The sequence below is a fragment of the Streptomyces sp. NBC_01016 genome, assembly GCF_026341035.1.
Classification (GTDB): Bacteria; Actinomycetota; Actinomycetes; order Streptomycetales; family Streptomycetaceae; genus Streptomyces.
Genome location: NZ_JAPEOQ010000001.1, coordinates 3,984,840 through 4,007,415, shown reverse-complemented (window position 1 = coordinate 4,007,415; position 22,576 = coordinate 3,984,840). Strand labels below are relative to the sequence as shown.

Genomic DNA, 22,576 nt, shown 5'->3' with positions numbered 1-22,576 from the left:
TCTGGCGCCACCTGTTCCCGGTGCCGGCCCCCACGACCGCGACCGCGCCGCACATCATGGAGACCCGACACACGCCGACGCCGTGGACGCCGGCTCCGGCCGCGTTCCGTACGCCGCCCGACGCGCTCACGGCCGCCGACGTGCTCGCCGCGGCGACTCCGACGCACATACCGTTCCAGGTGATCACCGCGCCGGACTCCGCCTCTGCCTCTGCCTCTAACGCGTCCCAGCCGACCGCGAGCCTCGCGACCGGAGCGGCACGATGACCGCCACACTGCTCGCCGTCGCCCTCTCCCTCGTCTCCGCCGTCGCCTACGCCGCCGCGGCCGTGGCCCAGGAGCGGCTCGCCGCCAAGTCCGGGGCGGGTGTGCTGCGGCTGCTCGGAACGGGGGCCTGGTGGTGGTCGGTCGGGCTCAACGCCCTGGCCGCGCTGCTGCACGTCGCCGCGCTCAAGTACGGCCCGCTCACCCTCGTCCAGCCGCTCGGCGCGCTCACCCTCGTCGCGGCGGTGCCGTTGGGGGCGCGGGTCGCGGGGCGGCACGTCACGCCCGGCGAGTGGCGGGGCACGGCGCTTACGCTCGTGGGCCTCGGCGCGCTGCTCGTGACGGCGTCAGGACCCGCCCCCGACGACACGCTCTCACTGCCCGAGGCGCTCGGCGTAGCCGCGGTGACGGCGGCGCTCATCGGCGCGCTCTCCCGGCGCGGCGCGAAGCCGGGCCTGCGCCACGCCACCGCGTCCGGCGTCGCGTCCGGCGTGGCCTCCGCCCTCACGCAGACCGTGACGGTGGCGGTCACCGACCGCACGGGCCCGCTGCTCGACGTACGAGTGATCGCGGTCGCGCTACTGGTGGCAGCCTTCGCGGCAGGCGGCCTCCTGCTCTCCCAGACGGCCTACCGCGGCGGCCTCGGCGCTCCGCTCGCGATGGTGACCCTCGCGAACCCCATGGCCGCATCGATCATCGGCCTGGCCCTCCTGGGCGAGCACCTCCAGGGCGGCGCAGCCGGCTGGAGCCTCGCGGCCGTGGGAGCAATCCTGGCAACGGGGGGCGTGGTGCTACTCACCCACACACATCACGCACAGACCGACCAAGCCACGCTGCCCGAGCAGGCCACTGTGGCCGATCAAGCGGCTCTGGCAAATTAAGCCCCTGCGGCGATTGAGCAGCGGGGTCCGGGGCAGAGCCCCGTGACCGCAACCCCGTAGAGCCGCAACACAAAACAGGTCACCCGAACCCGCGGGAGTCCTGCTTCAACGCCGTATCCACCGTGAGCGCAGTCGCAACGACCAGGCTCAACAACGGCTCCGGCAACTGATAGCGCACCTGCAACACATAGTTGTCCGCAGTCGTGAACATCGTCTTGGCGAGCCCCTCCCACGTCTTCGTGATCCGCGCGACCTCGTTGTCCGCATGGTCGACGATCGCGAAGTTCCAGGCCCGCCAGTTCTCCGCCTTGATCGCGCCGATCTGCTGACCGTTCGCCATCATCGCGAAGTTGATCTTGCCGATGGCGTTCTGCTGGACGATCTCGCCGACCGGCGCCCCGTCCGGGCGCTCGACGACGACCCGCGACTTGATGAACTTCGCGGGCCGCGTGAGCACCATGTGCGGCTGCCCGTACGCGTCCCGGATCTCCAGCCGGTGCGTCATGAACTGGTCGACGCTGGCGACGAAGCGCAGCGCCTTCTTCATGGCGCTCTGGCCGACCTGGACGACGGAGCCCAGGTGGTTGCCGTGCTGATCCATGACGCTGTACTCGTTCGTCAGCTCGATCAGCTTGGCCTTCTGGTTCACCACGAGGACCGGCTCGGTGAACAGCGTGCCGCCGCCCTGCCCGGCCCCCGCGACGCCCGCCTGCTGCTGCACCTGACGCTGCACCCCGGCGGCCTGCGCCTGCGCCTGCTGCTGCGGCACCTGGCCCGCAGCCTGGGCGGGGGCCACGGCCTGCGCCTGACCGGCGTGCGTGTGCCCGGTCCACTGGGCGCCGTCCCACCACCGCAGCGCCTGGGGCGCCCCCTGGGGGTCCGGATACCAACCTGCAGGAGTGTTCGAATGCGTCGTCACCGGGGCACACTATCGCGCCATACCGGACATGGATCCAGCCCTCAGCGGGCGCCCTCCCACAGCTCCCGCTCGGCCGCCCGCGGGTCCGCCTCGACCCGGCAGGCGCCCGCGTCGAACACCATGGTCGCCCGCTCCCCCGCCGGGTCGTACGCCGCCCAGCCGGGGTCCCCGGACGTGGCGAACGCGACCCACGCGCCGTGCATCGCGCGGGCGAGGTCCGCCGGGGCGTCCTTGCCGGCGAGCGCCGCGTAGTCCGGGTCGTCGACGCGGTCGAAGACGAAGCCGAGCTCCAGGGCGTGGCAGGCCCCGAGCTCGCCGCCGAACTGCGGGGACCGCCAGGCGAACTCGTAGACGTACGAGCCCGGCACGGACTCGGCGAGGCGCAGCGCGGGGATCCGCCAGAACCAGTCGGTGACGATGGCGTCGAGGAGTTCGCCGGGGCTCGCGTCCGGCCGGCTCGCCCGGTACCCGTCCAGGTCGGCGCCGAAGGCCTCGGCGCCGCGCTTCACCCGCCCCTCGCTGATGGTGGCGAAGCGCCCGGTCGGCACCATGTAGAGCCGGTTCTCCTCGCGGTTGCTGCCGACGAGGATGTCCACGCCCGCGTCCGGCCCCGGCAGCGTGCGCTCGTCGGCGACCGGCTCGAAGACCATCCCGTTCAGCGCCGCGTCGCCCCACACCGCCGGGTCGGGCCGCCGCTTGAACTCGTCCGTCAACGCGCCCTGCGCCGCGATCAGTTCCGGCAGCGGCACCGCCGCGAACGCCTCCGCGGTGTGCGGCACGCCGAGCCGCTCGGCCATCCGCTCCCCGATGCGGCGCGCGGTGTCGGGCCGCACGAAGTGGTGGCAGGCCCCGCTCTGCAGGACGGCACGCCGGAACAGGCCGCGGGCGCGCGGCTCGACGAGCAGCCGGCCGATCGCCACCCCGCCCGCCGACTCACCGAACACGGTCACCCGGTCCGGGTCCCCGCCGAACGCCTCGATGTTGTCGCGCACCCACTCAAGCGCGGCGATCATGTCGAGCAGGCCCCGGTTGTCGGGCGCCCCCGGCAGGTGCAGGAATCCGTCCACGCCCAGGCGGTAGTTGACGCCGACGAAGACGACGCCGTCGCGGGCGAAGGTGTCGCCGCGGTAACCGGAGGAGTTCGCGGAGCCGTTGGAGAAGGACCCGCCGTGCAGCCACACCATGACGGGAAGGCGGGCGCCGGGGCCCGGCTCCGGGGTCCAGACGTTCAGGTTGAGGCAGTCGGGCCCGTCCTGACTGGTCTCCGGGATCAGCGCGTCGAACGGCGGGGCGTACGGGGCCTTGGGCGCGCTCTGCCCGTACTCCGTGGCGTCGCGCTCCCCGGTCCACGGCTCGGCGGGCCCGGGCGCGGCGAAGCGGCGGGGGCCGAACGGGGCGGCGGCGTACGGCACTCCGAGGAAGGCGGCGATCCCGTCCTCGGTGCGGCCGCGCAGGGTTCCCTGCCTGGTGACTGCGGTGGCGTCGGTCATACGGTGGTGCTCCCTCAGCGACGGGGCGGGCGGCCGGTCGGCCACTCCTCTCGTACCCCGCCGTCCACCGTCCGTAAAGATCACCGGCGAGTCGTGTCAGCCACACCCCGCGCCGCCGAGGGCGCGCTCGCCGCCCTCGCCCGCGGCCGATACGGGCCCGAATGGCTCGCCCGCCAGCCACTGGGCGACGGCGCGGCCGATGGGCTGCCCCGTCTCGATCTCGATGAAGCCGAACTGGCCGGACTGGTTGCACTCCAGGAACCACCAGATGCCGTCGGCGTCCTCGGCGAAGTCGAATGCCCCGTACGCCAGTTGGGCGCGGGTCAGATAGGCGCGCGCCGCGTCGGCGACGCGGCGGGGCACGGGTATCGGGCGCCAAGGGCCCGCGGCAGCGTCGAACCGCACGTCGTCCACGGTTGCCTCGTCGCTCTGCCGCGCGTCCTCGGCGTCCGGCGAACCCGCCGCGCGCGCCGCGAACAGTTGGTCGCCCACACAGGTCAGGCGGATGTCCGCGGCCCTGCGCACCCGTCGCTGCAGCAACGTCGGTCCGTTCGCGACGTCCTGGTAGTCCTCGCCCGGGCGCACGCGTGTGGTCGGCACGGCGAGCCCGACGTCGTCCGGGTGCTTGCCGGAGACCGGCTTCACGATCAGGTCGGGGTAGCGCGCGGCGAACTCACGGGCGGCGCGCGGGAATGTGGTGATCAGCGTGGGGGGCACGGGCAGTCCGCAGGCGCGTGCCAGCCATAACTGCCAGGGCTTGTGGCGGGCCTGGCGGGCGGAGTCGGGGTGGTTCATCCAGCGCGCCTCGGTGCACCGCAGCATCCCGTACAGGGACTGCGAGGCCTCCTCGGTGAGCCAGGGCGAAGCGGCTTCCGCGTGGGCGGCGGGCACGCCGGGGCGGCGCACCCAGATGGAGCGCAGGCCGCTCATGCTGACGACCCGGCCACCGACCGACAGGTGGCCGTGGAACGTCCCGTGCGCGAACTCGCCCGAGAGGCCTACGCCGCCCGGCAGTTCGGCGGGGTCGAGCCGTAGGACAGGGATTCCATTGGCATTCATTTCGACGACAGCCATGTCTGCCGTCACATCCTGTTCACTCGTCAGGATCAGCACGGTCATTTCCGCAGGGCCGTTCAGTCGTCGAAATGGGTTTTCGAACCCGCGGTGGAGGTGGTGGCCGCGAACTCCCGCAACACTGCGTAGTCGCGCGCCGCCACTGCGCCGTCGGCGAGCACGTTCAACTGCAGTGTTGCGTCGTACATATACGGCGCCCTGACCTCTGCCTCTCGCGTGGGGCGGGCATAGTTCAGTGCGAACGGTCGCATGAGCTCTCCTAGTTGGGGGTTCGCCAAGTCAAGCGCATGGTGACTCTCCGGCGTCACACCTCGAGCGGATTTCTCGGTCTCGTTTTGAGTAAGACGCGTCACACCCGGGAGGAGTTCATTCCGCCACGCTGCGTGATGACACAACGTCAGCCAGGCAATGCCAGGCCATAGCTGGGGGCTTTGCGGTCACTCCCCCTATACGGCGCCTTTACAACCCTTTACATCTCTGGGCGCAGGCGTACGGCGGCAATCCGCCACCCTGCCCGAACGTCCCCTGCGCGCACCGATCATGGGGCAGGGTGACTTTCATGACCCGGCACAAGAAGTGGCACAAAAGACGCTCCGCGCTGACCCTGGCCACCGCCCTGGGCGCCCTGACGCTCGGCGCGACCACGGCGTCCGCCGCGCCCACCTGGACCGAGACCGGCACCTCGCACGTGAATTCGCTGACGGGCAGCCAGGGCCTGGCCTCCCGCGCGGACGGGACGCTCGTGTACCGCGGCCTCGGCTCGGTGCCGCTGCCCCTGCGCGTCGCGGGCTGGAGTCACGTGGGCGACCCGGACGTGGCGCGCGGCCTCACCTTCGACGCGTATCAGGGAGGCGACAGCGCGACGAAGAAGATGTTCGCGGTGACCACGGCGGACGGGAAGCGCACCACGTACGAACACGCCCTGGACCCGGGCGAGATGCTCAACAACTCGTTCGCGTCCGTGTCACCCGATGACCAGTGGCTGGTGTCCGGCGAGTGGGGCACGCGCGACCGCCTCCAGGTCTTCCCGGCCCCCGTCCTCAACCCCTCCGCGCCGCAGCCCGGCACCAACCTCCCGCAGGCCGGCCAGATATCCCTCGACAAGCCGGTCACGAACATCCAGGGCTGCGACTTCACCGACGCCACCCACCTCCTCTGCTCGTCCGACGCCACGACCAAGGAGGTCCTCGACATCACCCTGGACCGCCCCCTCGACGGCCAACCGGTCACCGGCCACGTGACGTCCGCCTTCGCGATCCCCCAACGCAGCGTCTGCAAGGGAACGTTCGAGTCCGAGGGCATCGACTACGACGCGACGCGGGGCACCCTGCGCGTCGAGATGGTGCCACCGGCTCCGTGCCTGGTGACGACGGCCGTGATCGCCTACAAGCGGGGGTAGCCGCACGGCGGGGGCGTAGGGACGGTCACCGGACGGCTCGTTCCCGGCAGCCGGCGGCCGTGGATCACTGCCGGTCCCGGGAAAGGTTCATGCGGCCCGAGATCCCCCACAATGGGAACATGCCGGAAGCCACGTACACCCCGCCGCGCTTCCCCTGGGCCTGGCTGGCGGCCGGCGTGTTGCTGCTGGCCGGGATGGTCGCCTGGGGCGTCGCCGTGTATCCGCACCTTCCCGACCGCATCCCGCAGCACATCGGCGGCGGTGGCGTGGACGCCTGGACGGACAAGAGCGTGGGCGCCGCGTTCACCCTCGTCTTCGTCTACGCGGGTGTGACCGTGCTGCTGCCCGTCACCGCCGCGCTGCTGCTGCGGGCCACGCCGGCCGCCGAACTGCCCGACGGCGAACCCCGGTTCGCGATCGGCGGCAGCCAACGCCCCGCGACACGCACCGGAGCCCGCCGGATGGCCGTGGCACTGCTCGTCACCAACATCGGAATCGGGCTGTCCTTTGTCATCGCCAACATCGTGATGTGGCGCACCACCACCACGCCCGAGGTCCCGTGGTGGTTCTTCGTCGGGATCCTGACACCGATCGCGATCGGCGCGGCCCTCACACTCGCCGTGGGCGTACAGGACCGCCGACAGGGCAACAAACTCCACGCCGCCGCCGGTTCCGAGCGCGGCAACCGCTAAGGCCGTCCAACAACGGCCACCCCGGGCCGGAGCCGTTCACGCGGGGAGGGCGTCTCCGGGGAAGCCATGACATCCGCACGTACACGGCTGAAGCGGCCCTGACAGCAGAACGGCCCCAGGGACCCCGCTTGTGGCTACGGTGGCTCTCACGACACCGCACGACCCGCCGACCACGACCTCCCGCGGCCGCGGTCCCACGAGAGAGCAGAGCCGGGATGAACGTGCACGACCTGACCCTGTACGCCTGCGCCGCCGCCGTGGTCGGCCCGGGCCTCAAGGTGCTCGACTCCTCCCTCGCCGCACCGGCCGGGCCGCGGAGCCGGGTGCCGTCCGTCCTGCGCGCCTGGCGCCCGCCGATACCCGTGACCGCGGCCGCCATGGTCGGGGTGATGGCGGCCTTCAACGTCGCGCAGACCATCTGGCCAAGCTTGACCGGCCACCTGGAAAGACGGCCCGACGGTGCGTGGTGGCGCGCCGGTACGGCGCTGCTGATCCAGTCCAGCGGCCGGCTGCAACTCCTGTTCAATCTGGCGGCGCTGATCGCGGTCGCCCCCGTCGCCCAGCGCGTCTTCGGCTCCGTCAGCACCCTCACGCTCTACCTGCTCCCCGGCGTGGCGGCGCAGGCGGTGAGCATGGAGGCCTGGAACCCGCACGGCGGTGGCAACTCGGTCGCCATCTGCGGCCTGGTCGGCGCGCTCGCCACCGTCTGCGCCCTGCGCGGCCCGAATCCCGGACTCCGCCGCCTTGCGCTGCTCGTGCCGGCCGCGGGACTCGTGCTCTGCGTGATGGCCAACAACCACGGCGTGGGCCTGCTCGTCGGAGCCGCCCTGGGCGCCGCCATGACGGCCCTCGACCCCGCCGGACGCCGCATCCGCCTGCCAGCCCGCCCCGAAACCGCCGCCTCCTGACCCACGGGGCGTTCAGCCTCGAACAACGGCGGGCAGGTCATCGTGGACACCAACCGCTGATGGCGTTCGTCGATCACGGCCCGGCAGGCAGCGGGGAGCCTGCGGGACTGCTGCGGCCCGGCGTGATGTGGCGCACCACCACATCCGAGGTCCCGTGGTGGTTCCTCGTCGGGATACCGACACCCCTGGCCGCGACCGTTCACACGGGGAGGGCGTCTCCGGGAAAGCCGTGGCACGGGTGAACCTCGCAGCGCATCATCCCGGCCTGCACACAGGGGTCCCCGGCCATGATCTTCTCGGCCTCCTCGGCCGACACGGTCATGATCGCGACGCCGGCCACGGTGTCCGAGCCGACCGGACACAGGATCGCGATCACCCCTTCAGCACGCAGCGACACCATGCGCCGCTGGTGTTCGAGCTCGATCGCGCCCGCGCCGTCCATGGTCCGCTCCGGGCCCCACTGAAGGATCGCCAGGCTGTAGGGCTTCGCGGTCGCGGCCAGAGCCTGAATCTGTTCGTCGGTCACGGTTGTGCTCATGATGTCCCCTCATTTCTCGACACTTCTCGATGCGCTCGGCCAATGATGGGCACCGCATGGTCGGTTGTCATCGGTCCGGCGGCGGAACGTCCCGGGTGACGGCGATGTGTCGACTCCGTCAAACCGATCGTGAACAGGCACTTCGCGCGGTTAGCGTCAGGATCATGACAGAGACGATCAAGACCGCCGCCCCGCCGACCCACCCGGTCAGGCAACTGCTCGCCGCCTCCGTCGGCAATGCCGTCGAGTGGTACGACTGGTATGCGTACACCTTTCTGGCGACGTACATCGCCGATCAGGTGTTTCCGAAGGGTGCCGAGAACTCGCTCGTTCCGTTGCTCGCCACCTTCGCGGTGTTCGCGGTCGGGTTCTTCATGCGGCCGGTGGGTGGGCTGGTGATGGGGGCCGTCGCCGACCGGCGTGGGCGGCGGGCCGCGTTGACGGTGACCATTCTGCTGATGGGTGGCAGCAGTCTGCTGGTCGGGATCACGCCGACGTACGCGTCGGTGGGGGTGCTCGCGCCGATCGTGCTGGTCCTTGCCCGGCTGCTTCAAGGGCTGTCCGTGGGAGGGGAGTTCGCGGCGTCGACGACGTTTCTCGTGGAGTCCGCGGGGCCCGGACGGCGCGGGCTGTTCTCGTCGTTCCAGTATGTGTCCACGTCCATCGGGCAGTTGATCGCGTCCGGCGTCGCCGCGGTGCTCGTGGCCACGCTCGCCGAGGGGCAGATGGACGGCTGGGGGTGGCGGGTGCCGTTCCTCGCGGGGGCCGTGCTCAGCCTTGTCGGGTTCTGGATCCGGCAGGGCGCGCAGGAGACGCGGAGCGAGGTGCACGAGCGGCCGGGGCTGTTCGACGCGCTGCGTCAGTACCCGCGCCAGTCGCTGCTCATCTGCGGCATCACGGCCGGCGGCACGCTCGCGTACTACACGTGGACCTCGTACCTGCCGACGTACGCGGAGTTGAACACGGACATCGACAAGTCGCAGGCGCTGACCGTGGGCACGATCTCGCTGGCGTTCTTCGCGCTGCTGCAGCCGATCGGCGGGATGCTCTCCGACCGCTTCGGCCGCAAGCCGCTGCTGCTGTTCTTCGGGCTCGGGTTCGCGCTGCTGAGCGTGCCGTTGCTGCACTCGCTGACGGGTTCCTTCGCCTCGCTGCTGTTCACGCAGTGCGCCGGCATGGTGCTGCTGACCGGCTTCACATCGATCTCGGCCGCGGTCAACGCGGAGGTGTTCCCGGCGCGGGTGCGGGCGGCGGGCATCGGCTTCCCGTACTCGCTGACGGTGGCGCTGTTCGGTGGCACGGCGCCGTACATGGGCACGCTGTTCAAGGACCTCGGGCACAGCGGGCTCTTCCCCTGGTACGTCGCCGTGCTGTGCCTCGTGTCCTCGGTCGTGTATCTGCGGCTCCCGGAGAGCGCGCACCGGGAGCTCGATCGCTGAGTCTCGACAGCCAAGACTCGATCGCTGAGAGCGGTTCAGCCGCCGGGGCCCCGTCCGGCGGCTGCCGCGTGCTCACGCCCCCGGCACCGGACCGCTTGTACGCCGCGTTCCCGTAGTCGCTCGGGGAAAGCAGCGAGTTCATGGTGTTCCACTCGACGTGCATGGGGCGCTGTTCGTCCGAACGGCCGAGCCCGCCCCCCCCTGGCGCAGACGCAGGCGCTCAGTGTTTCCAGTACCCGCAGAACATGATGCGGTCCTTCGGTACCCCCTGAGCCACCCAGTGCCGGCGCACCCCGGTGGCGAGCCCCGACTCCCCGACCGCCCACCCGTACAACGGACCCTTGGGAAGCGGAAGTTGACGGACGCGGTCCAGGGCCGTCGCACCGGGCACCGGCGGGGTCGTGTCGTCGCCCCGGTCGACCCACATGACCTCCACACCGGGCGGCGCCGTGAGTTTCTGGCGGTCCTCGGCGGTCGGCACTTCCGCGACGGCCCAGCCCGTGGTGTCTGCGGGCAGCGAGGCGAGCACACCTGCGAGCGCGGGCACGCCCGACTCGTCGGCGGTGAGGGCGACTTGGCCGATTCCCTCGGGCATGTTGAAGCCGGTGCCCTCGTCGACGAGGACGACCGCGTCGCCGGGTCCGCAGTTGCTCGCCCAGGTCGCGGCGGGTCCTGCGGCGGCCTCGTCGTCGTGGCCGTGGAGCACGAAGTCGACGTCCAGCTCCGGACCCTGGGGGCCTTCGGCGCGATGCGCGCGGACCGTGTAGTTGCGCAGGACGGGCCGGGATTCCTTGGGGCCGCCGAGGAGTTTCAGGTAGCTGACCGCACTCAGCCGGTCAGGGACCCGGCCGAGCGAGGCGTCCGCGTCGGGCCCCGCCGGGAGGAAGAGACGGAACCACTGGTCGTAGCCCATCGGCCGGAAGTGCGCGATGTCACCGCCCCCGAGGGTGACCCGGACGAAGTGCGGCGAGAGGCGTTCGCTGCGCAGGACGTGCAGGCGCAGGGGCCGCGCCGACTCGGGCTTGACGCGGGTGGCGGTGATGTTGCCGCGCTGCATGGCGCCTCCGTTCAGCGGTGCGCGCGGGCGGCCGCGACGTCGAGGAGTTCCTGGATGCGGTGGCCCACTTCGTGGGGGCCGATCGCGGGGGTGTGGAAGGTGATGCGGACGTCCTCGTACTCCTCGGCGGCGCGTTCGAGGCGCAGGACGAGACCCCTGCGGTCGAGGCGTACGGGCCGGATGTCCGCCACCTCGGACAGGTCCAGATCCCCGGCCATTTCCGCGAGTTGGACGAGCAGGTCCGCGTGGCCCGTGTCCAGGTGCGAGAGCAGTTCCGCCTCGACCCCTGCCAGCGGGTCGGGCGCCGCCGCGGCGAGTTCCGTCACGTCCAGGACGCGCACGGAGTCGTCCTCGGCGAAGGCGGCCCGCGCGGGACGGAACACCAGGGTGTCGGGACCCGCACCCCCGAGGCGCCCGCTGAAGGCGAGGCGGGCCCGCACCCGGTCGCGTACGACGACGGGGGCCACGTCCGTGAACTCCGCGTACGCGGCGAGGCCCGAGTGCGGCGCCGTGGCGAGCGCCGCGGTCAGCCGGGGGTCCGCGGGGTCGAGCAGGATGAGCCGGGACGCGGCGTCCACGGCGTAGAGCCCCACGCAGTCCAGCCGAAGCCGGGCCTCGGTCGTGGTGGTCAGGGTCAGGGTCAAGGTGTCGGCCGCGGCGAGGATCGTCCGCGCCCGCTCGGCGGGGGTGAGCTCCTGGTGCGCCACTGGGTTGACCATCTCCACTCCAAACTTAGGTAAGGCTCACCTTACTCACGTCTGGGATGTGGTGTCACCCCCGCCCCCGTGCCCTCATGCACCGGTCCCCCGCTGGGCGAAGTTGATGCGCGCCAGGCGGACGCCACCGCCCAGCCGGACGCGCAGATCGCGCACTCCGGTGGCGACGAAGGGCGCGTCGACGGTGACGTAGTCGTACGGTCCGCCGGTCGCGGGCACCTCGACGCGAGGGCCGTCGACCACATCCACGGCCCCCTCGCCCGCGACGTCGAGGCGCACCGCCGAGACACCTTCCGCCCCGAAGTCGCATTCCCTGTAGAGGAGTTCACCCGTTCCGGTCACGGCGTCGCCGTGTGTCTTCGTGCGGTCGACGATCTCGATGTCGCCGCGCCGCTCGTCGTACGTCGCCGCGGCAAGGCCCTCGGTGAGGGCGGGGCGCGGAGCGGGCGCGTCGCCGTCCATGCGCAGGGTCTCGGCGAGGCGGATGTCCGCACTGGAGGCGCCGACGAGCAGTTCGTACGCTCCCTCGGTGACGCTCCAGCGGCCGCGCGCGACGTCCCAGTGGCCGAACTCGGCGACCGGAACGCGGAAGGTGACGCGCTCCGACGCCCCGGCGCCAAGGGTGATGCGGCGGTGCCCGACGAGTTGCCGGCGCGGGCGCGGCACGGCGGCGTCCACCGCCCGCAGATACAGCTGCGGCACCTCGTCGGCCGTGCGCGAGCCCGTGTTCGTGACGGTGAAGGTGACCTCCACCGTCAGGTCGTCCGGGCAGGACACGAACAGCGCGTCGTAGGTGAACCGCGCGTAGGACAGGCCGTGTCCGAACGGGTAGAGCGGTGCGCCCTCGAAGTAGAGGTACGTCTGGCGCGAGCCGATGATGTCGTAGTCAAGGAGGCCGGGCAGGTCGGTGTCGGCCGCGTACCAGGTCTGCGGGAGCCGGCCCGCCGGGCTCACGCCGCCTGCGAGGACGCGGGCGAGTGCGCGGCCCGCGGCCTGGCCGCCGTGCGCGGTCCACAGCAGGGCGGGCAGTTCGGTGTCCGCGTCGGGGACGGCGTACGGGTACGAGGAGACGAGGGCGAGGGCCGTGCGCGGGTTGGCGGCGCGGGCCGTGCGCCACAACTCCACCTGCTGTGGCGGGAGTTCGAGGGTCGTGCGGTCCTCGGTCTCGCGGCCGTTGATGTGCGGGTCGTTGCCCGCGAAGACGAGCACCACGTCCGCGTCGGCGGCCACCCTGGCCACGGCATCGGCTCCGCGCTCTATGACGTCGACCTCGAAAACCGTGCCCTGGTCGGCAACCTTCAGGCCGTCGGCGGCGACCGACACGTACCGACCCGTCCCTGCGTGCCTGAGGAGGTGACCGTTTCCGTGCGGTTCGAACGTGTACGTCTCCTGGACGACCCAGCCGCCCGGCCGCTCGGCGGAGGCCCGGACGTAGCCGTCGTCGGCGACCGAGAGGTAGTGGCCGTCGGGTGCGCGGAGCGTGCGGACGCCGGATCCCCAGTCGACCAGGGCGAGTTCGGCGCCCTCGGCGGACGGCGAGACGCGGAGCGGCGGCAGGTCGGTGCGACCGGCGATCAGCGCGGGGTCGAGGGCCGCACCGGAGACATCGGACTCGACCTCGGCACCGGAGACCTTGGAGGCCACCTCGTCCCGTACCTCGGGGACGCACACCCACCCCTCGGCGCACCGCAGCCGCACCCGGTCCGCGCCCTCCGCGTACGTGACGCGCTCCGCGCCGAAACGTTCCCGCAGCCCGTCGAGGGGTGTCGAGCGGCGGATGAGGGTGCCGCTGTACCAGTCCGTCTTGCACTCGTCGGCGAGCAGGCCGACCACCGCGATCCGGGTGTGCTCGGCGAGCGGCAGCAGGCCGTCGTTCTTGAGCAGCACGATCGCCTGCTCGGCGGCCTCCTGGGCGAGCGCGCGATGGGCGTCGGCGTCGAAGCCCCAGTCCTGGTCGAAGGGGTCGGTGTCCGCGAACTCGCCAAGACGGGCCCGTACTTCGAGCTGTCTGCGCACGGCCGCGTCGATGTCGGCCTCGGAGATCAGCCCCTGGTCGTACGCGCGTCGCAGCCGCCCGACGATCGTCGAGGAGTCGGTGCCGTGGTCGGTGAAGCTGTCGACTCCCGCGCGCAGGGCGGCGGCGACGGCCTCCTCGTGCGTGGCGAAGTAGTGCTCGGAGTCGACGAGGTTGCTGGGCGCGCCCGCGTCGGAGCAGACGAGGAGCTCGTCGTCGGTCCAGGTTCTCAACTGCTCGCGCAGATACGGCGATACGTGGTTGGGGCGGCCGTTGACGAGGTTGTAGGCGGGCATGACTCCGGCCACCGCGCCCGCCTCGACGGGCCGCTTGAACGCCCGGAGGTCGTACTCGTGCAGCACCCGTGGGCGCACGGAGGCGTTGGAGGTGTCCCGGTCCGTCTCGTTGTTGTGGGCGAGCCAGTGCTTGAGGACGGGGGCCGTGCGCCAGTACTCGGGGTGGTCGCCGCGCAGGCCGCGGGTGTACGCCGTGGCGATCGCGGCGGTGAGGTGGGGGTCCTCGGCGTAGCCCTCTTCGTTCCTGCCCCACAGCGGGTTGCGCAGCAGATTCACCACGGGCGCCCAGACGTTGAGGCCGACCCGGTCGTCGTGCTGCCGCATCGCGCGGGCCTCCGCGGAGACGGCCGTACCGATCCGGTGCAGCAGCTCGTCGTTCCAGGTGGCTCCGAGGCCGACGGCCTGCGGGAAGACGGTGGCCCCTCCCATCCACGCGACGCCGTGCAGTGCCTCCTGTCCGGTGCGGAACGCGGCGAGGTCGAGGCGCGGGACCGCGGGCGCGAACTGGTGCAGGAGCGCGATGCGTTCGTCGAGCGAGAGCCGGGCGAGCAGCTCGTCGACGCGCTTGCCGTCGGGGGCGGCGGAGCCGGGGTGGAGTGCAGATCTTTCGGTCACGTGCGCGTCCCTTGGCCGGAGAAGAAGTCGGAGAGAGCGGAGCCGCTTCGAAGCGCTTCGATGCTGAGTACTGCGGTGACCAGGTGTCAAGTGCGGTGCAAGAAAAGCGCGTTCAGGAAATTGACGCAGGCGTCTTGTGACCGTGGGAGCGCTCCCTTAATGTCACGGCAACATCGAAGCGCTTCGACATCTGCGCGACGCGTAGTCCCCCGCGTAATCCCCGAAGGGTTGCTCCCATGACGCCGAACTCCCCCTCCACCGGCCCCGGTCGGAGAAGCTTCCTCGCCTCCACCGCGGTCGCCGCCGCGGCCGTGGCCGGCGGCGTGCCCCTGCTCACCGCGTGCGGGAGCACCGCCGAGACGGGCGAGGGGACGACCTCCGGGAAATCGGCGAAGAAGCTGCTGCCGACGTACGCGGCGCGCAACATCGTCACGCCCGACATCGCGTCGAAGAACGGCTCCTGCTCCGGCTTCACCAGCAAGGTCGAGCTGTCGAAGCTGGAGACGTCCGTGCCGAAGAAGCTCGGCACCGGGGCCAAGGTGAAGATCATGGCCCCGTTCTGGGGGCCGCCGCCGAAGGCCGACTGCGAGTACTACACCGCGCTCAACGAGGCCTCCGGTGTGCAGGTCAGCTGGCAGAACCAGGACGGCAACACCTACGGCGAGAAGATCGGCGCGGTGCTCGCCTCCAGCTCGCTGCCCGACGTGCTGATCGTCCCCGGCTGGGAGCTGTCCGGGAAGATACCCGCCGCGCTCGTCGCGAAGATGATGGACCTCGGCCCGTACGTGTCCGGCAGCAAGGTGCGCGACTACCCGAACCTGGCGGCGATCCCGGCGGACGCCTGGCGGCGCGGCATCTTCGGCGGCAAGCTGCGCGGCATCCCGTACCCGTACTCGTACCTCCCGAACATCGCGCCCTTCTACCGCAAGGACCTCTTCGAGAAGAACGGCTGGGAGCCACCGAAGTCGGCGCAGGAGTTCTTCGACCTCGCCAAGGAGATGACCAGCAAGAAGGCGGGGGTCTACGGCTGCGACGACATGAAGTGGTCGGCCTTCAACTTCTTCGGTTCCCTCGGCGGCAGCGAGAAGGCGCTCGGCTGGAAGCTGGAGGGCAAGAAGCTCGTCAAGCGCCTGGAGACGGACGAGTACCTCGAGGCCCTGGAGTGGACCCGCAAGCTGTACGCGGCCGGGGTCGTGCACCCCGAGGCCAAGGCGCAGACCGGTGACGGACTGCTCCGCTTCACCAGCGGCAAGGTCATGATGTGCAACGCCGACATCGCCTACTGGTACGGCAAGAGCGCGGAGATGCAGGGCAGCAAGGCGTTCCCCGACTTCGAGATGGCCGCGATGGACATCTTCGGGCACGACGGCGGCGACCCGAAGCTGTACGCGGGCACGCCGGCCAACGTGTGGGCGTTCGTCCGCAAGAACGCGTCCAAGGAGACCGTGAAGAACGCGCTCGCCGCCGCCAACTACGCCGCCGCGCCCGTCGGCACCAAGGAGCACATGCTCACGTACTACGGCCAGGAGGGCACCCACTTCACGGTCAAGGACGGCGTTCCGACCAAGACCAAGACGGGCAACGCGCAGGTCGTCAGCGCCTGGCAGATGCTGTCGGGCCCCGCCCCCTTCTTCGCCTATCCCGATCTGCCCGAGATCACCAAGGCGATGTGCGAGTGGCAGCAGCGGATGGGCGCGTTCGTCACCAAGTCGCCTTTCTACGGCATGACGATCGTCGAGCCCTCGCGCTACGCCACGCTCGAGGACAAGTTCGAGCAGCTGGAGGACGACTACGTCCGCGGCAACAAGTCGCTCGGCGACATCCAACAGGCGGTCAGCGACTGGAAGTCGCGCGGCGGCGACAAGCTGCGCGACTGGTACAAGAAGCTCCTCGACGAGAACGGCCAGAACGGCGGCGCCTCCTGATGGCGCTGGGGACCCAGCGCCCGCCCCGGGCCACCGCCGACACCACCGACACCGCCGGGTCCGGCAAGGCGGCCGGGGGCCGGGAGCGGCGCCGTACCGGGAAGAAGGCGGGCAGGGGCGACGGCGTCACGTGGCGGATCCGGCTGCGCCGCGACCGGGCGCTCATCCTGATGACCGTGCCCGTCATCGTCCTGCTGCTCGTCTTCAACTACCTGCCGCTGCTCGGCAACGTCGTCGCGTTCCAGGACTACAACCCGTACGTCTCCACCAACGGCGTCACGGCGATCCTGCACTCACCGATGGTGGGTCTCGAACAGTTCCAGAAGATGGTCGGCGACTCCGACTTCTGGAACGCGCTCCAGAACACCCTCGTCCTCTTCGTCATCCAGCTGCTGCTCTTCTTCCCGGTGCCGATCGCGCTCGCGCTTCTCATCAACAGCGTGATCAGGCCGCGGGTGCGGGCCCTGTCGCAGGCGATCCTCTACCTGCCGCACTTCTTCTCGTGGGTGCTCGTCGTCACCGTCTTCCAGCAGATGTTCGGCGGCGCGGGGCTGATCGCGCAGCTGCTCCAGGACCACGGAGTCGACGGCTTCGACCTGATGACGGACGCCGGGATCTTCAAGTACCTGCTCACCGCGCAGATGGTCTGGAAGGACGCCGGCTGGGGCATCATCGTCTTCCTCGCGGCGCTCGCCTCCGTCAGCCCGGAGCTGTACGAGGCGGCGGCGATGGACGGCGCGAACCGGTGGCGCCGCATGTGGCACGTCACGCTGCCCGCGCTGCGCCCGGTGATCGCGCTGCTGCTCGTCCTGCGCGTCGGCGACGCGCTGACGGTGGGCTTCGAACAGATCCTGCTGCAACGCAGGGCGGTGGGCGCGGGTGCCTCCGAAGTGCTCGACACGTATGTGTGGAGCACCGGCATCCAGCACGGCGACTTCAGCTACGCGGCGGCGGTCGGCCTGGTGAAGGGCGTGGTCGGGATCTGTCTGGTCCTGGCGGCCAACAAGTTCGCCCATCTCCTCGGCGAACAGGGGGTCTACAAGAAGTGAAGGTGTACGAGACATGAGCGCCACCGCCGAACGTCCGCGCTCCGGCCCGAGCCCGCGTCGGAGCCCGCGTCCGCGCCCGCAGTGGCAGCCGCCCGAGCGCCCGGTGTGGGAGGAGCCGCCGACCAGGGCGGGCCTCGGCGCCAAGGGCCTGATCCTCGCCGTGTGCTGCGTCGCCGTGCTCGGACCGCTGTGGGTCGTGATCGTCACGAGCCTGTCGCCCCGGCACGTCATCGACTCGGCGGGCGGCCTGGTGCTGTGGCCCGAGGCCATCACCTTCGTCAACTACCAGGAGTTGCTCGGCGGCGGCCAGGTCAGCCGGGCCATGCTGGTCTCGGTCGGGGTGACGGGCGTCGGCACGGTGTTCTCGATGGGGGTGTCGGTCCTCGCCGCGTACGGCCTGTCCCGGCCGGGCTCGTTCGCGCACCGCGCGCTGCTGATGGCGCTGCTGACGACGATGTTCTTCAGCGCCGGGCTCATCCCGACGTATCTGCTGGTGCAGACGCTCGGCCTGACCGACAGCTATCTGGCGCTGATCCTGCCGAGCGCGGTGAGCGTGTTCAACATCCTGGTGCTGCGCGGGTTCTTCATGAACATCTCGCAGGAGCTGACGGACAGCGCCCGCATCGACGGGGCCGGCGACCTCAGGATCCTGTGGACGATCGTGCTGCCGCTGTCCCGCGCGGTGATCGCCGTCATCTCGCTGTTCTACGCAGTGGCGTACTGGAGCGCCTGGTTCAACGCGATGATCTACATCGACGACCCGACGAAACTGCCGCTGCAGAACGTGCTGATGCAGCTCGTGCAGAAGAACACGGCGCTGCCGACGGGGCTGAGCCAGGCGGTCAACGCGGGTGAACTCTCCGCGCTCGGGCTCCAGATGGCGATGATGGTGCTCGCCCTCGCGCCGGTCGCGGTCGCGTCCCCGTTCGTCCAGCGGCACTTCAAGAAGGGCATGCTGATCGGGGCGGTGAAGGGATGAGGGGCGCGCAGGCCATGGCCGAGGGCCGGAGCTTGTCCGAGGTCGGGACCTTGACCGAGGGCAGGAGCTTGTCCCAGGGCGGCCGCCTGCTGTTCGGCGGGGACTACAACCCCGAGCAGTGGCCCGAGGAGGTGTGGGCCGAGGACGTCCGGCTGATGAAGGAGGCCGGGGTCAACTCGGTCACGGTGGGCGTGTTCGCGTGGGCGAGGCTCGAACCCCGGCCGGGTGTAAGGGACTTCGGCTGGCTCGACCGGCTGATGGACCTGCTGCACACGCACGGGATCGGCGTCGTGCTCGCCACCCCGACCGCGTCCCCGCCGCCCTGGCTCGGCCGCCTGTACCCGCGGACGCTGCCGCGCGACGAGCACGGGCAGACCGTGTGGTGGGGCTCGCGCCAGCACTTCGCGCACTCCTCCACCACGTACCGTCGGCACGCCGCCGCCATCACCGAGGACCTCGCCCGGCGCTACGGCCACCACCCGGCCCTGCGCATGTGGCACATCAACAACGAGTACTGCACCTTCGACTACGGCGACGAGTCCGCGCGCGCCTTCCGTGACTGGCTGCGCGCGAAGTACGCGACCCTCGACGCACTCAACACGGCCTGGGGAACCGCCTTTTGGGGCCAGCACATCGAGACGTGGGGCGACGTCATCCCGCCGCGCCGCGCACAGTACCTGCGCGGCCCGACGCAGCTCCTCGACTTCCGCCGCTTCACCTCGGACGCGCTCCTCGCCTGCTACATCGCCGAGCGCGATCTCGTCCGCCGCCACACGCCCGCCGACATCCCGGTGACGACCAACTTCATGCCGCTGTGGACCGGGCAGGACGCGTGGGAGTGGGCGCGGCACGAGGATGTCGTGTCCGTCGACGTGTACCCGGATCCGCGCGATCCGCTGGCCGGGCAGTACAACGCGATGCTCGCCGACATGACGCGCGGTCAGGCGGGTGGCCGTCCGTGGATGCTGATGGAGCAGGCGGCGGGCGCGGTGAACTTCCGCCCGGTCAACTCTCCCAAGCCGCGCGGCCTCAACCGCCTCCTGTCGCTCCAGTCCGTGGCGCGCGGCGCCGACGCCGTCTGCTACTTCCAGTGGCGCCAGTCCCGGCAGGGCGCGGAGAAGTTCCACTCGGCGATGCTCGGCCACGCGGGCGAGGAGGGTCGGTCGTTCGCGGAGGTCAAGCAGATCGGGGCGGACCTCGACAGGATGGGCCCCGCGGTCGCCGGCACACGCCTCACGGCCGAGGTCGCCGTGCTGCACGACTGGCACTCCTGGTGGGCGGGCGGCCAGGACGGCAGACCGTCGGCACACATCACGTACGAAGAGGTGGTGCGGGCCTGGCACCGGGCACTGTGGGAGGCACACCTCACGTCCGACTTCGCGCACCCCGAACACGACCTTTCCGCCTACAAGTTGGTGGTCGTCCCGCAGCTGTATCTGCTGACGGACGCGGCGATCGACAACCTGGTGGCGTACGTGCGCGGGGGCGGGACGCTCGTGTGCGGGTTCTTCACGGGGATCGCCGACGCGGACGACCGGGTGCGGCCCGGCGGCATCGACGCCCGGCTGCGCGAGCTGTTCGGCATCCGCACCCTGCACGAGTGGTGGCCGCTGGAGTCCGCGGAGACCATCGACTGCGACGGGTTCACCGGCACGCTGTGGTCGGAGGAGCTGACGGTGGCCGCCGACGCCGAGGTCACGGCGGCGTACCGCGGCGGCGAGCTCGACGGCCTGCCGGCCGCCCTGCGCCGCGGCCGGGTCCGCTATCTGTCCACGCTCCCGCAACCGGAGGCCCTGCGCGCGCTGCTCGCGGAGGCCTCCCTCGAAGCGGGCGTACGGCCTCCACTGGCCGGCCTCCCCGCAGGGGTGGAGGCCGTACGTCGCGGGGAACTGCTGTTTCTGCTGAACCACGGGCGGGACGAGGTGACGGTCGCGCTCGCGGAGGGCGGGCGGGACCTGTTGACCGGGGCGCGGGTCGAGGGGTCCGTGACGCTCGGGCGGTTCGGTGTCGTCGTACTGGAGGCCGAAGCGGGCGCGGCAGCGGCATCGGTATCGGCAGTGGAGAGCGCGGGTTCCCGGTGATCCCCGAGCATCCCCATGGCACGTGGGAGACCGCGCCCGCCGACCGCTGGGAGGACGCCTATCTCAGCGGCAACGGCCGGCACGGCGCCCTCGCCTTCGGCGATCCGCACGACGACCGGGTCATCGTCACCCACCACGGCCTGGTCCGCCCGGACGGCGGTCCACAGCCGGGGCCGCCCTCGCTCGCTGATCAACTCCCGCTTCTACAAGACCAGTTGCTCGCCGGTGACGTGACGGCGGCCGAGCGGTTCACGGACGGGCGGCCGCTGCGGTGGGTGCGCGCGTTCCATCCCGCCTTCCAGGTGCGCTTCGTGCGGGACGACGCCGCGGGGCGCGGCTACCGGCGCGCGGTCGACTTCGCGACGGGGGTGGCCGAGGCGCGGTGCGGCGGATGGTGTTCGCGGGTGTTCGTGTCGCGGGCGGACGACGTGGTGGTGCAGTACGTGACCGGCGCCGGGCTCGACGGCGAGGTGGCGCTCGACCCGCGCCTGAGCGGCGTCCCCGCCGGGCTCCGCATCGGCCGCGGCGTCGTCCTGGCCCCGCACGGCCCGACCCTGCACGGCCCGACCCCGTACGGCGCCCGGCTCACCCTGCGCTGCCGCTACCCGGACAGCGACCTCGGCTTCACCGGGGTGACACTCGCGCTGGTGCGGGGCGGGCGCACGACGGTCGGCGGATCGGGCCTGCGCGTCGAGGGCGCGAGCGGGCTGCTGCTCCTGACGCGGGTGCGCAGACACGTCGGGGAGCTGGACGCGGAGAGCGAGGCGGGCGCGCTCACGGACCTGATCGACCCGAGCGGCTCCACCGACGCGACGTACGACGCTCTCCTCGCCCGGCACGAGGCCCTGCACAGGACCGCCTACGAACGCGTCACCTTCGACCTCGACGCCCCGCGCCACCAACGCGGCCTGCCCGGCACCGAGTTGCTGGAGCGCACGCAGAGCCCGGCCCTCCTTGAGCGGCTGTTCGCGGCAGGCCGCTACCACCTGCTCAGCTCCTCGGGCGCCCTGCCGCCCCGGCTGACCGGGCTGTGGACCGGCGAGTGGGACACGGCATGGTCGGGCGCGTTCACCACGGACGCGAACCTGAACCTCCAGACGGCGTCGGCGGTCGCCTGCGCCCTCCCCGAGACGGTCGAAGCCCAAGGCGCGCTCATTCAGGGCCAGTTGGCGCACTGGCGGGACAACGCGCGACTCGTCTTCGGCGCCCGTGGCATCGTCGCGCCCGCGCACACCGACGGCGAGTCGGGACACGCGTACCACTATCAGCGCGCGTACCCGATGCATCTGTGGACGGCGGGCGCCGACTGGCTGCTCACACCGCTCCTCGAACAGGCCGAGGCCACCGGCGAGCGACCCACCTGGCTCGCGGCCGCCGTCACCCAACTCGCCCTGTTCTACGAGGACTTCCTCACGCGAACAGGGCCCGACGGGCGGATCGCGATCGTGCCCTCCTACTCCCCGGAGAACCGGCCCGCGAACGCGAGCTGGGGCACCGTCAATGCCACCATGGACATCGCGGCGGCCCGGCACGCGCTGCGCACCGCCGCCGCCTGGCACCCGGGCCCCGACGGCGACCGCTGGACGGCGCTGGCCGACCGGCTCCCCGACTACCGGGTCAACGACGACGGGGCGCTCGCCGAGTGGGCGTGGCCGGGCCTCGACGACAGCTACGACCACCGGCACCTCAGCCATCTGTACCCGGTGTGGCCGCACCACGACATCACGCCGTACGACACCCCGGACCTGGCGAAGGCGGCGCGGCGGGCGCTCGAACTGCGCGGCGCCGAGAACGACTCCGCGCACGGGCATCTGCACCACGCTTTGATCGCGGCCCGGCTGCGCGACGCGCCGCGCGTCGCAGACTGCCTGCGGCACGTCCTGACCGGCGACTACTTCCACACCTCGCTGATGAGCGCGCACTACCCGCGCCGCGACGTCTACAACGCGGACGCCGCGCACACCCTGCCCGCGCTGGTCACGGAGGCGCTCCTGCAGTCCACGCCCGAGCGCCTGGTCCTGCTGCCCGCGCTCCCCGCCGACTGGCGGCGGGGAGCGGTGCGGGGCCTGCGCACGCGGTTCGGGGCGCACGTGGATCTGCGGTGGGGCAACGGCAGGTGCACGGCGCTCGTCCGCCCCGACCGCGACGCGGACGTGGAGCTCAAGACACCCGAGGACGACGCGGGACGACTGCGTCTGGACGCGGGAGTGGAGCGCGAACTCCACTTCCGCAGCCGCTAGT

18 protein-coding genes are annotated in these 22,576 nt (G+C 71.4%); 10 read left to right on the top strand and 8 right to left on the bottom strand.

Annotated elements, in window-relative coordinates; translation table 11 throughout:
* Positions 1-262 precede the first annotated feature (262 nt).
* Positions 263-1,144 (top strand): DMT family transporter, encoded by an 882-nt coding sequence (locus tag OG746_RS18010; RefSeq protein ID WP_266715703.1) that lies wholly within the window; start codon positions 263-265, stop codon positions 1,142-1,144.
* A gap of 79 nt (positions 1,145-1,223) precedes the next feature.
* On the opposite strand, the gene OG746_RS18005 is transcribed toward OG746_RS18010, so the two are convergent.
* The 4 genes from OG746_RS18005 to tgmA all read right to left on the bottom strand — a co-directional run bounded on the left by OG746_RS18005 (position 1,224) and on the right by tgmA (position 4,878).
* On the bottom strand, positions 1,224-2,063 hold the full coding sequence (locus tag OG746_RS18005; RefSeq protein WP_266715702.1) for an LURP-one-related family protein: 840 nt from the start codon (positions 2,061-2,063) through the stop codon (positions 1,224-1,226).
* A gap of 41 nt (positions 2,064-2,104) precedes the next feature.
* Positions 2,105-3,553: a carboxylesterase/lipase family protein gene (locus OG746_RS18000; protein WP_266715700.1), complete on the bottom strand. Its 1,449-nt coding sequence runs from the start codon at positions 3,551-3,553 to the stop codon at positions 2,105-2,107.
* Positions 3,554-3,649: 96 nt separating this feature from the next.
* Positions 3,650-4,672, bottom strand: a complete 1,023-nt coding sequence (tgmB, locus tag OG746_RS17995) for an ATP-grasp ribosomal peptide maturase (RefSeq protein WP_266715698.1) — start codon at positions 4,670-4,672, stop codon at positions 3,650-3,652.
* Between the two features lie 14 nt (positions 4,673-4,686).
* A complete protein-coding gene (gene tgmA, locus OG746_RS17990; protein WP_266715696.1) occupies positions 4,687-4,878 on the bottom strand; it encodes a putative ATP-grasp-modified RiPP in 192 nt (63 codons plus the stop codon).
* Between the two features lie 308 nt (positions 4,879-5,186).
* Between tgmA and OG746_RS17985 the strand changes: the two genes are divergently transcribed.
* The 3 genes from OG746_RS17985 to OG746_RS17975 all read left to right on the top strand — a co-directional run bounded on the left by OG746_RS17985 (position 5,187) and on the right by OG746_RS17975 (position 7,626).
* Positions 5,187-6,026 carry a hypothetical protein gene (locus OG746_RS17985; protein WP_266715694.1) on the top strand — a complete coding sequence of 280 codons (840 nt, stop codon included), beginning with the start codon at positions 5,187-5,189 and terminating at the stop codon, positions 6,024-6,026.
* A gap of 119 nt (positions 6,027-6,145) precedes the next feature.
* Entirely contained in the window at positions 6,146-6,718 is a 573-nt protein-coding gene (locus tag OG746_RS17980) for a DUF1648 domain-containing protein (protein ID WP_266715692.1), read from the top strand.
* Positions 6,719-6,933: 215 nt separating this feature from the next.
* Positions 6,934-7,626, top strand: coding sequence for a rhomboid family intramembrane serine protease (locus OG746_RS17975; protein WP_266715690.1), 693 nt, complete (start codon positions 6,934-6,936; stop codon positions 7,624-7,626).
* 199 nt (positions 7,627-7,825) lie between these two features.
* Here OG746_RS17975 and OG746_RS17970 read toward each other — a convergent pair whose 3' ends face one another.
* Positions 7,826-8,152 (bottom strand): YciI family protein, encoded by a 327-nt coding sequence (locus OG746_RS17970; RefSeq protein WP_266715688.1) that lies wholly within the window; start codon positions 8,150-8,152, stop codon positions 7,826-7,828.
* A 176-nt stretch (positions 8,153-8,328) separates the two neighbouring features.
* On the opposite strand from OG746_RS17970, the gene OG746_RS17965 reads away from it, so the two are divergent.
* Positions 8,329-9,603 carry an MFS transporter gene (locus OG746_RS17965; RefSeq protein ID WP_266715687.1) on the top strand — a complete coding sequence of 425 codons (1,275 nt, stop codon included), beginning with the start codon at positions 8,329-8,331 and terminating at the stop codon, positions 9,601-9,603.
* Positions 9,604-9,823: 220 nt separating this feature from the next.
* Here OG746_RS17965 and OG746_RS17960 read toward each other — a convergent pair whose 3' ends face one another.
* The 3 genes from OG746_RS17960 to OG746_RS17950 all read right to left on the bottom strand — a co-directional run bounded on the left by OG746_RS17960 (position 9,824) and on the right by OG746_RS17950 (position 14,301).
* Positions 9,824-10,660: a siderophore-interacting protein gene (locus OG746_RS17960; protein ID WP_266715686.1), complete on the bottom strand. Its 837-nt coding sequence runs from the start codon at positions 10,658-10,660 to the stop codon at positions 9,824-9,826.
* Positions 10,661-10,671: 11 nt separating this feature from the next.
* Complete coding sequence (locus OG746_RS17955; protein ID WP_266715685.1) at positions 10,672-11,379, bottom strand: DUF2470 domain-containing protein; 708 nt, start codon at positions 11,377-11,379, stop codon at positions 10,672-10,674.
* Between the two features lie 72 nt (positions 11,380-11,451).
* Positions 11,452-14,301 (bottom strand): glycoside hydrolase family 3 C-terminal domain-containing protein, encoded by a 2,850-nt coding sequence (locus OG746_RS17950; protein ID WP_266715684.1) that lies wholly within the window; start codon positions 14,299-14,301, stop codon positions 11,452-11,454.
* A gap of 236 nt (positions 14,302-14,537) precedes the next feature.
* Here OG746_RS17950 and OG746_RS17945 point away from each other — a divergent pair, with 236 nt between their 5' ends.
* From OG746_RS17945 to OG746_RS17925, 5 genes are read left to right on the top strand one after another with little or no spacing between them, the layout of a single operon-like run.
* The gene (locus OG746_RS17945) at positions 14,538-16,226 is read left to right on the top strand and encodes an extracellular solute-binding protein (RefSeq protein ID WP_266715682.1); all 1,689 of its coding nucleotides are present in this window, start codon (positions 14,538-14,540) and stop codon (positions 16,224-16,226) included.
* Positions 16,226-17,275, top strand: a complete 1,050-nt coding sequence (locus OG746_RS17940) for an ABC transporter permease (protein ID WP_266715680.1) — start codon at positions 16,226-16,228, stop codon at positions 17,273-17,275. The genes OG746_RS17945 and OG746_RS17940 overlap by 1 nt, the downstream gene beginning before the upstream one ends.
* Before the next feature lie 13 nt (positions 17,276-17,288).
* On the top strand, positions 17,289-18,254 hold the full coding sequence (locus tag OG746_RS17935) for a carbohydrate ABC transporter permease (RefSeq protein WP_266715678.1): 966 nt from the start codon (positions 17,289-17,291) through the stop codon (positions 18,252-18,254).
* A 50-nt stretch (positions 18,255-18,304) separates the two neighbouring features.
* On the top strand, positions 18,305-20,335 hold the full coding sequence (locus tag OG746_RS17930; protein WP_266715676.1) for a beta-galactosidase: 2,031 nt from the start codon (positions 18,305-18,307) through the stop codon (positions 20,333-20,335).
* A complete protein-coding gene (locus OG746_RS17925; protein WP_524540423.1) occupies positions 20,332-22,575 on the top strand; it encodes a glycosyl hydrolase family 95 catalytic domain-containing protein in 2,244 nt (747 codons plus the stop codon). Before OG746_RS17930 ends, OG746_RS17925 begins: the two co-directional genes overlap by 4 nt.
* Position 22,576: the final 1 nt, after the last annotated feature.

What these genes read in the sequence shown, in the direction of transcription:
- OG746_RS17975 (WP_266715690.1), top strand. Translation starts at nt 6,934, where the DNA reads ATGAACGTGCACGACCTGACCCTGTACGCCTGCGCCGCCGCCGTGGTC.
- OG746_RS17945 (WP_266715682.1), top strand. Translation starts at nt 14,538, where the DNA reads ATGACGCCGAACTCCCCCTCCACCGGCCCCGGTCGGAGAAGCTTCCTC.
- OG746_RS17935 (WP_266715678.1), top strand. Translation starts at nt 17,289, where the DNA reads ATGAGCGCCACCGCCGAACGTCCGCGCTCCGGCCCGAGCCCGCGTCGG.
- OG746_RS17955 (WP_266715685.1), bottom strand. Translation starts at nt 11,379, where the DNA reads ATGGTCAACCCAGTGGCGCACCAGGAGCTCACCCCCGCCGAGCGGGCG.
- OG746_RS18000 (WP_266715700.1), bottom strand. Translation starts at nt 3,553, where the DNA reads ATGACCGACGCCACCGCAGTCACCAGGCAGGGAACCCTGCGCGGCCGC.
- OG746_RS17985 (WP_266715694.1), top strand. Translation starts at nt 5,187, where the DNA reads ATGACCCGGCACAAGAAGTGGCACAAAAGACGCTCCGCGCTGACCCTG.
- OG746_RS17940 (WP_266715680.1), top strand. Translation starts at nt 16,226, where the DNA reads ATGGCGCTGGGGACCCAGCGCCCGCCCCGGGCCACCGCCGACACCACC.
- OG746_RS18010 (WP_266715703.1), top strand. Translation starts at nt 263, where the DNA reads ATGACCGCCACACTGCTCGCCGTCGCCCTCTCCCTCGTCTCCGCCGTC.
- tgmA (WP_266715696.1), bottom strand. Translation starts at nt 4,878, where the DNA reads ATGCGACCGTTCGCACTGAACTATGCCCGCCCCACGCGAGAGGCAGAG.
- tgmB (WP_266715698.1), bottom strand. Translation starts at nt 4,672, where the DNA reads ATGACCGTGCTGATCCTGACGAGTGAACAGGATGTGACGGCAGACATG.
- OG746_RS17980 (WP_266715692.1), top strand. Translation starts at nt 6,146, where the DNA reads ATGCCGGAAGCCACGTACACCCCGCCGCGCTTCCCCTGGGCCTGGCTG.
- OG746_RS17965 (WP_266715687.1), top strand. Translation starts at nt 8,329, where the DNA reads ATGACAGAGACGATCAAGACCGCCGCCCCGCCGACCCACCCGGTCAGG.
- OG746_RS17960 (WP_266715686.1), bottom strand. Translation starts at nt 10,660, where the DNA reads ATGCAGCGCGGCAACATCACCGCCACCCGCGTCAAGCCCGAGTCGGCG.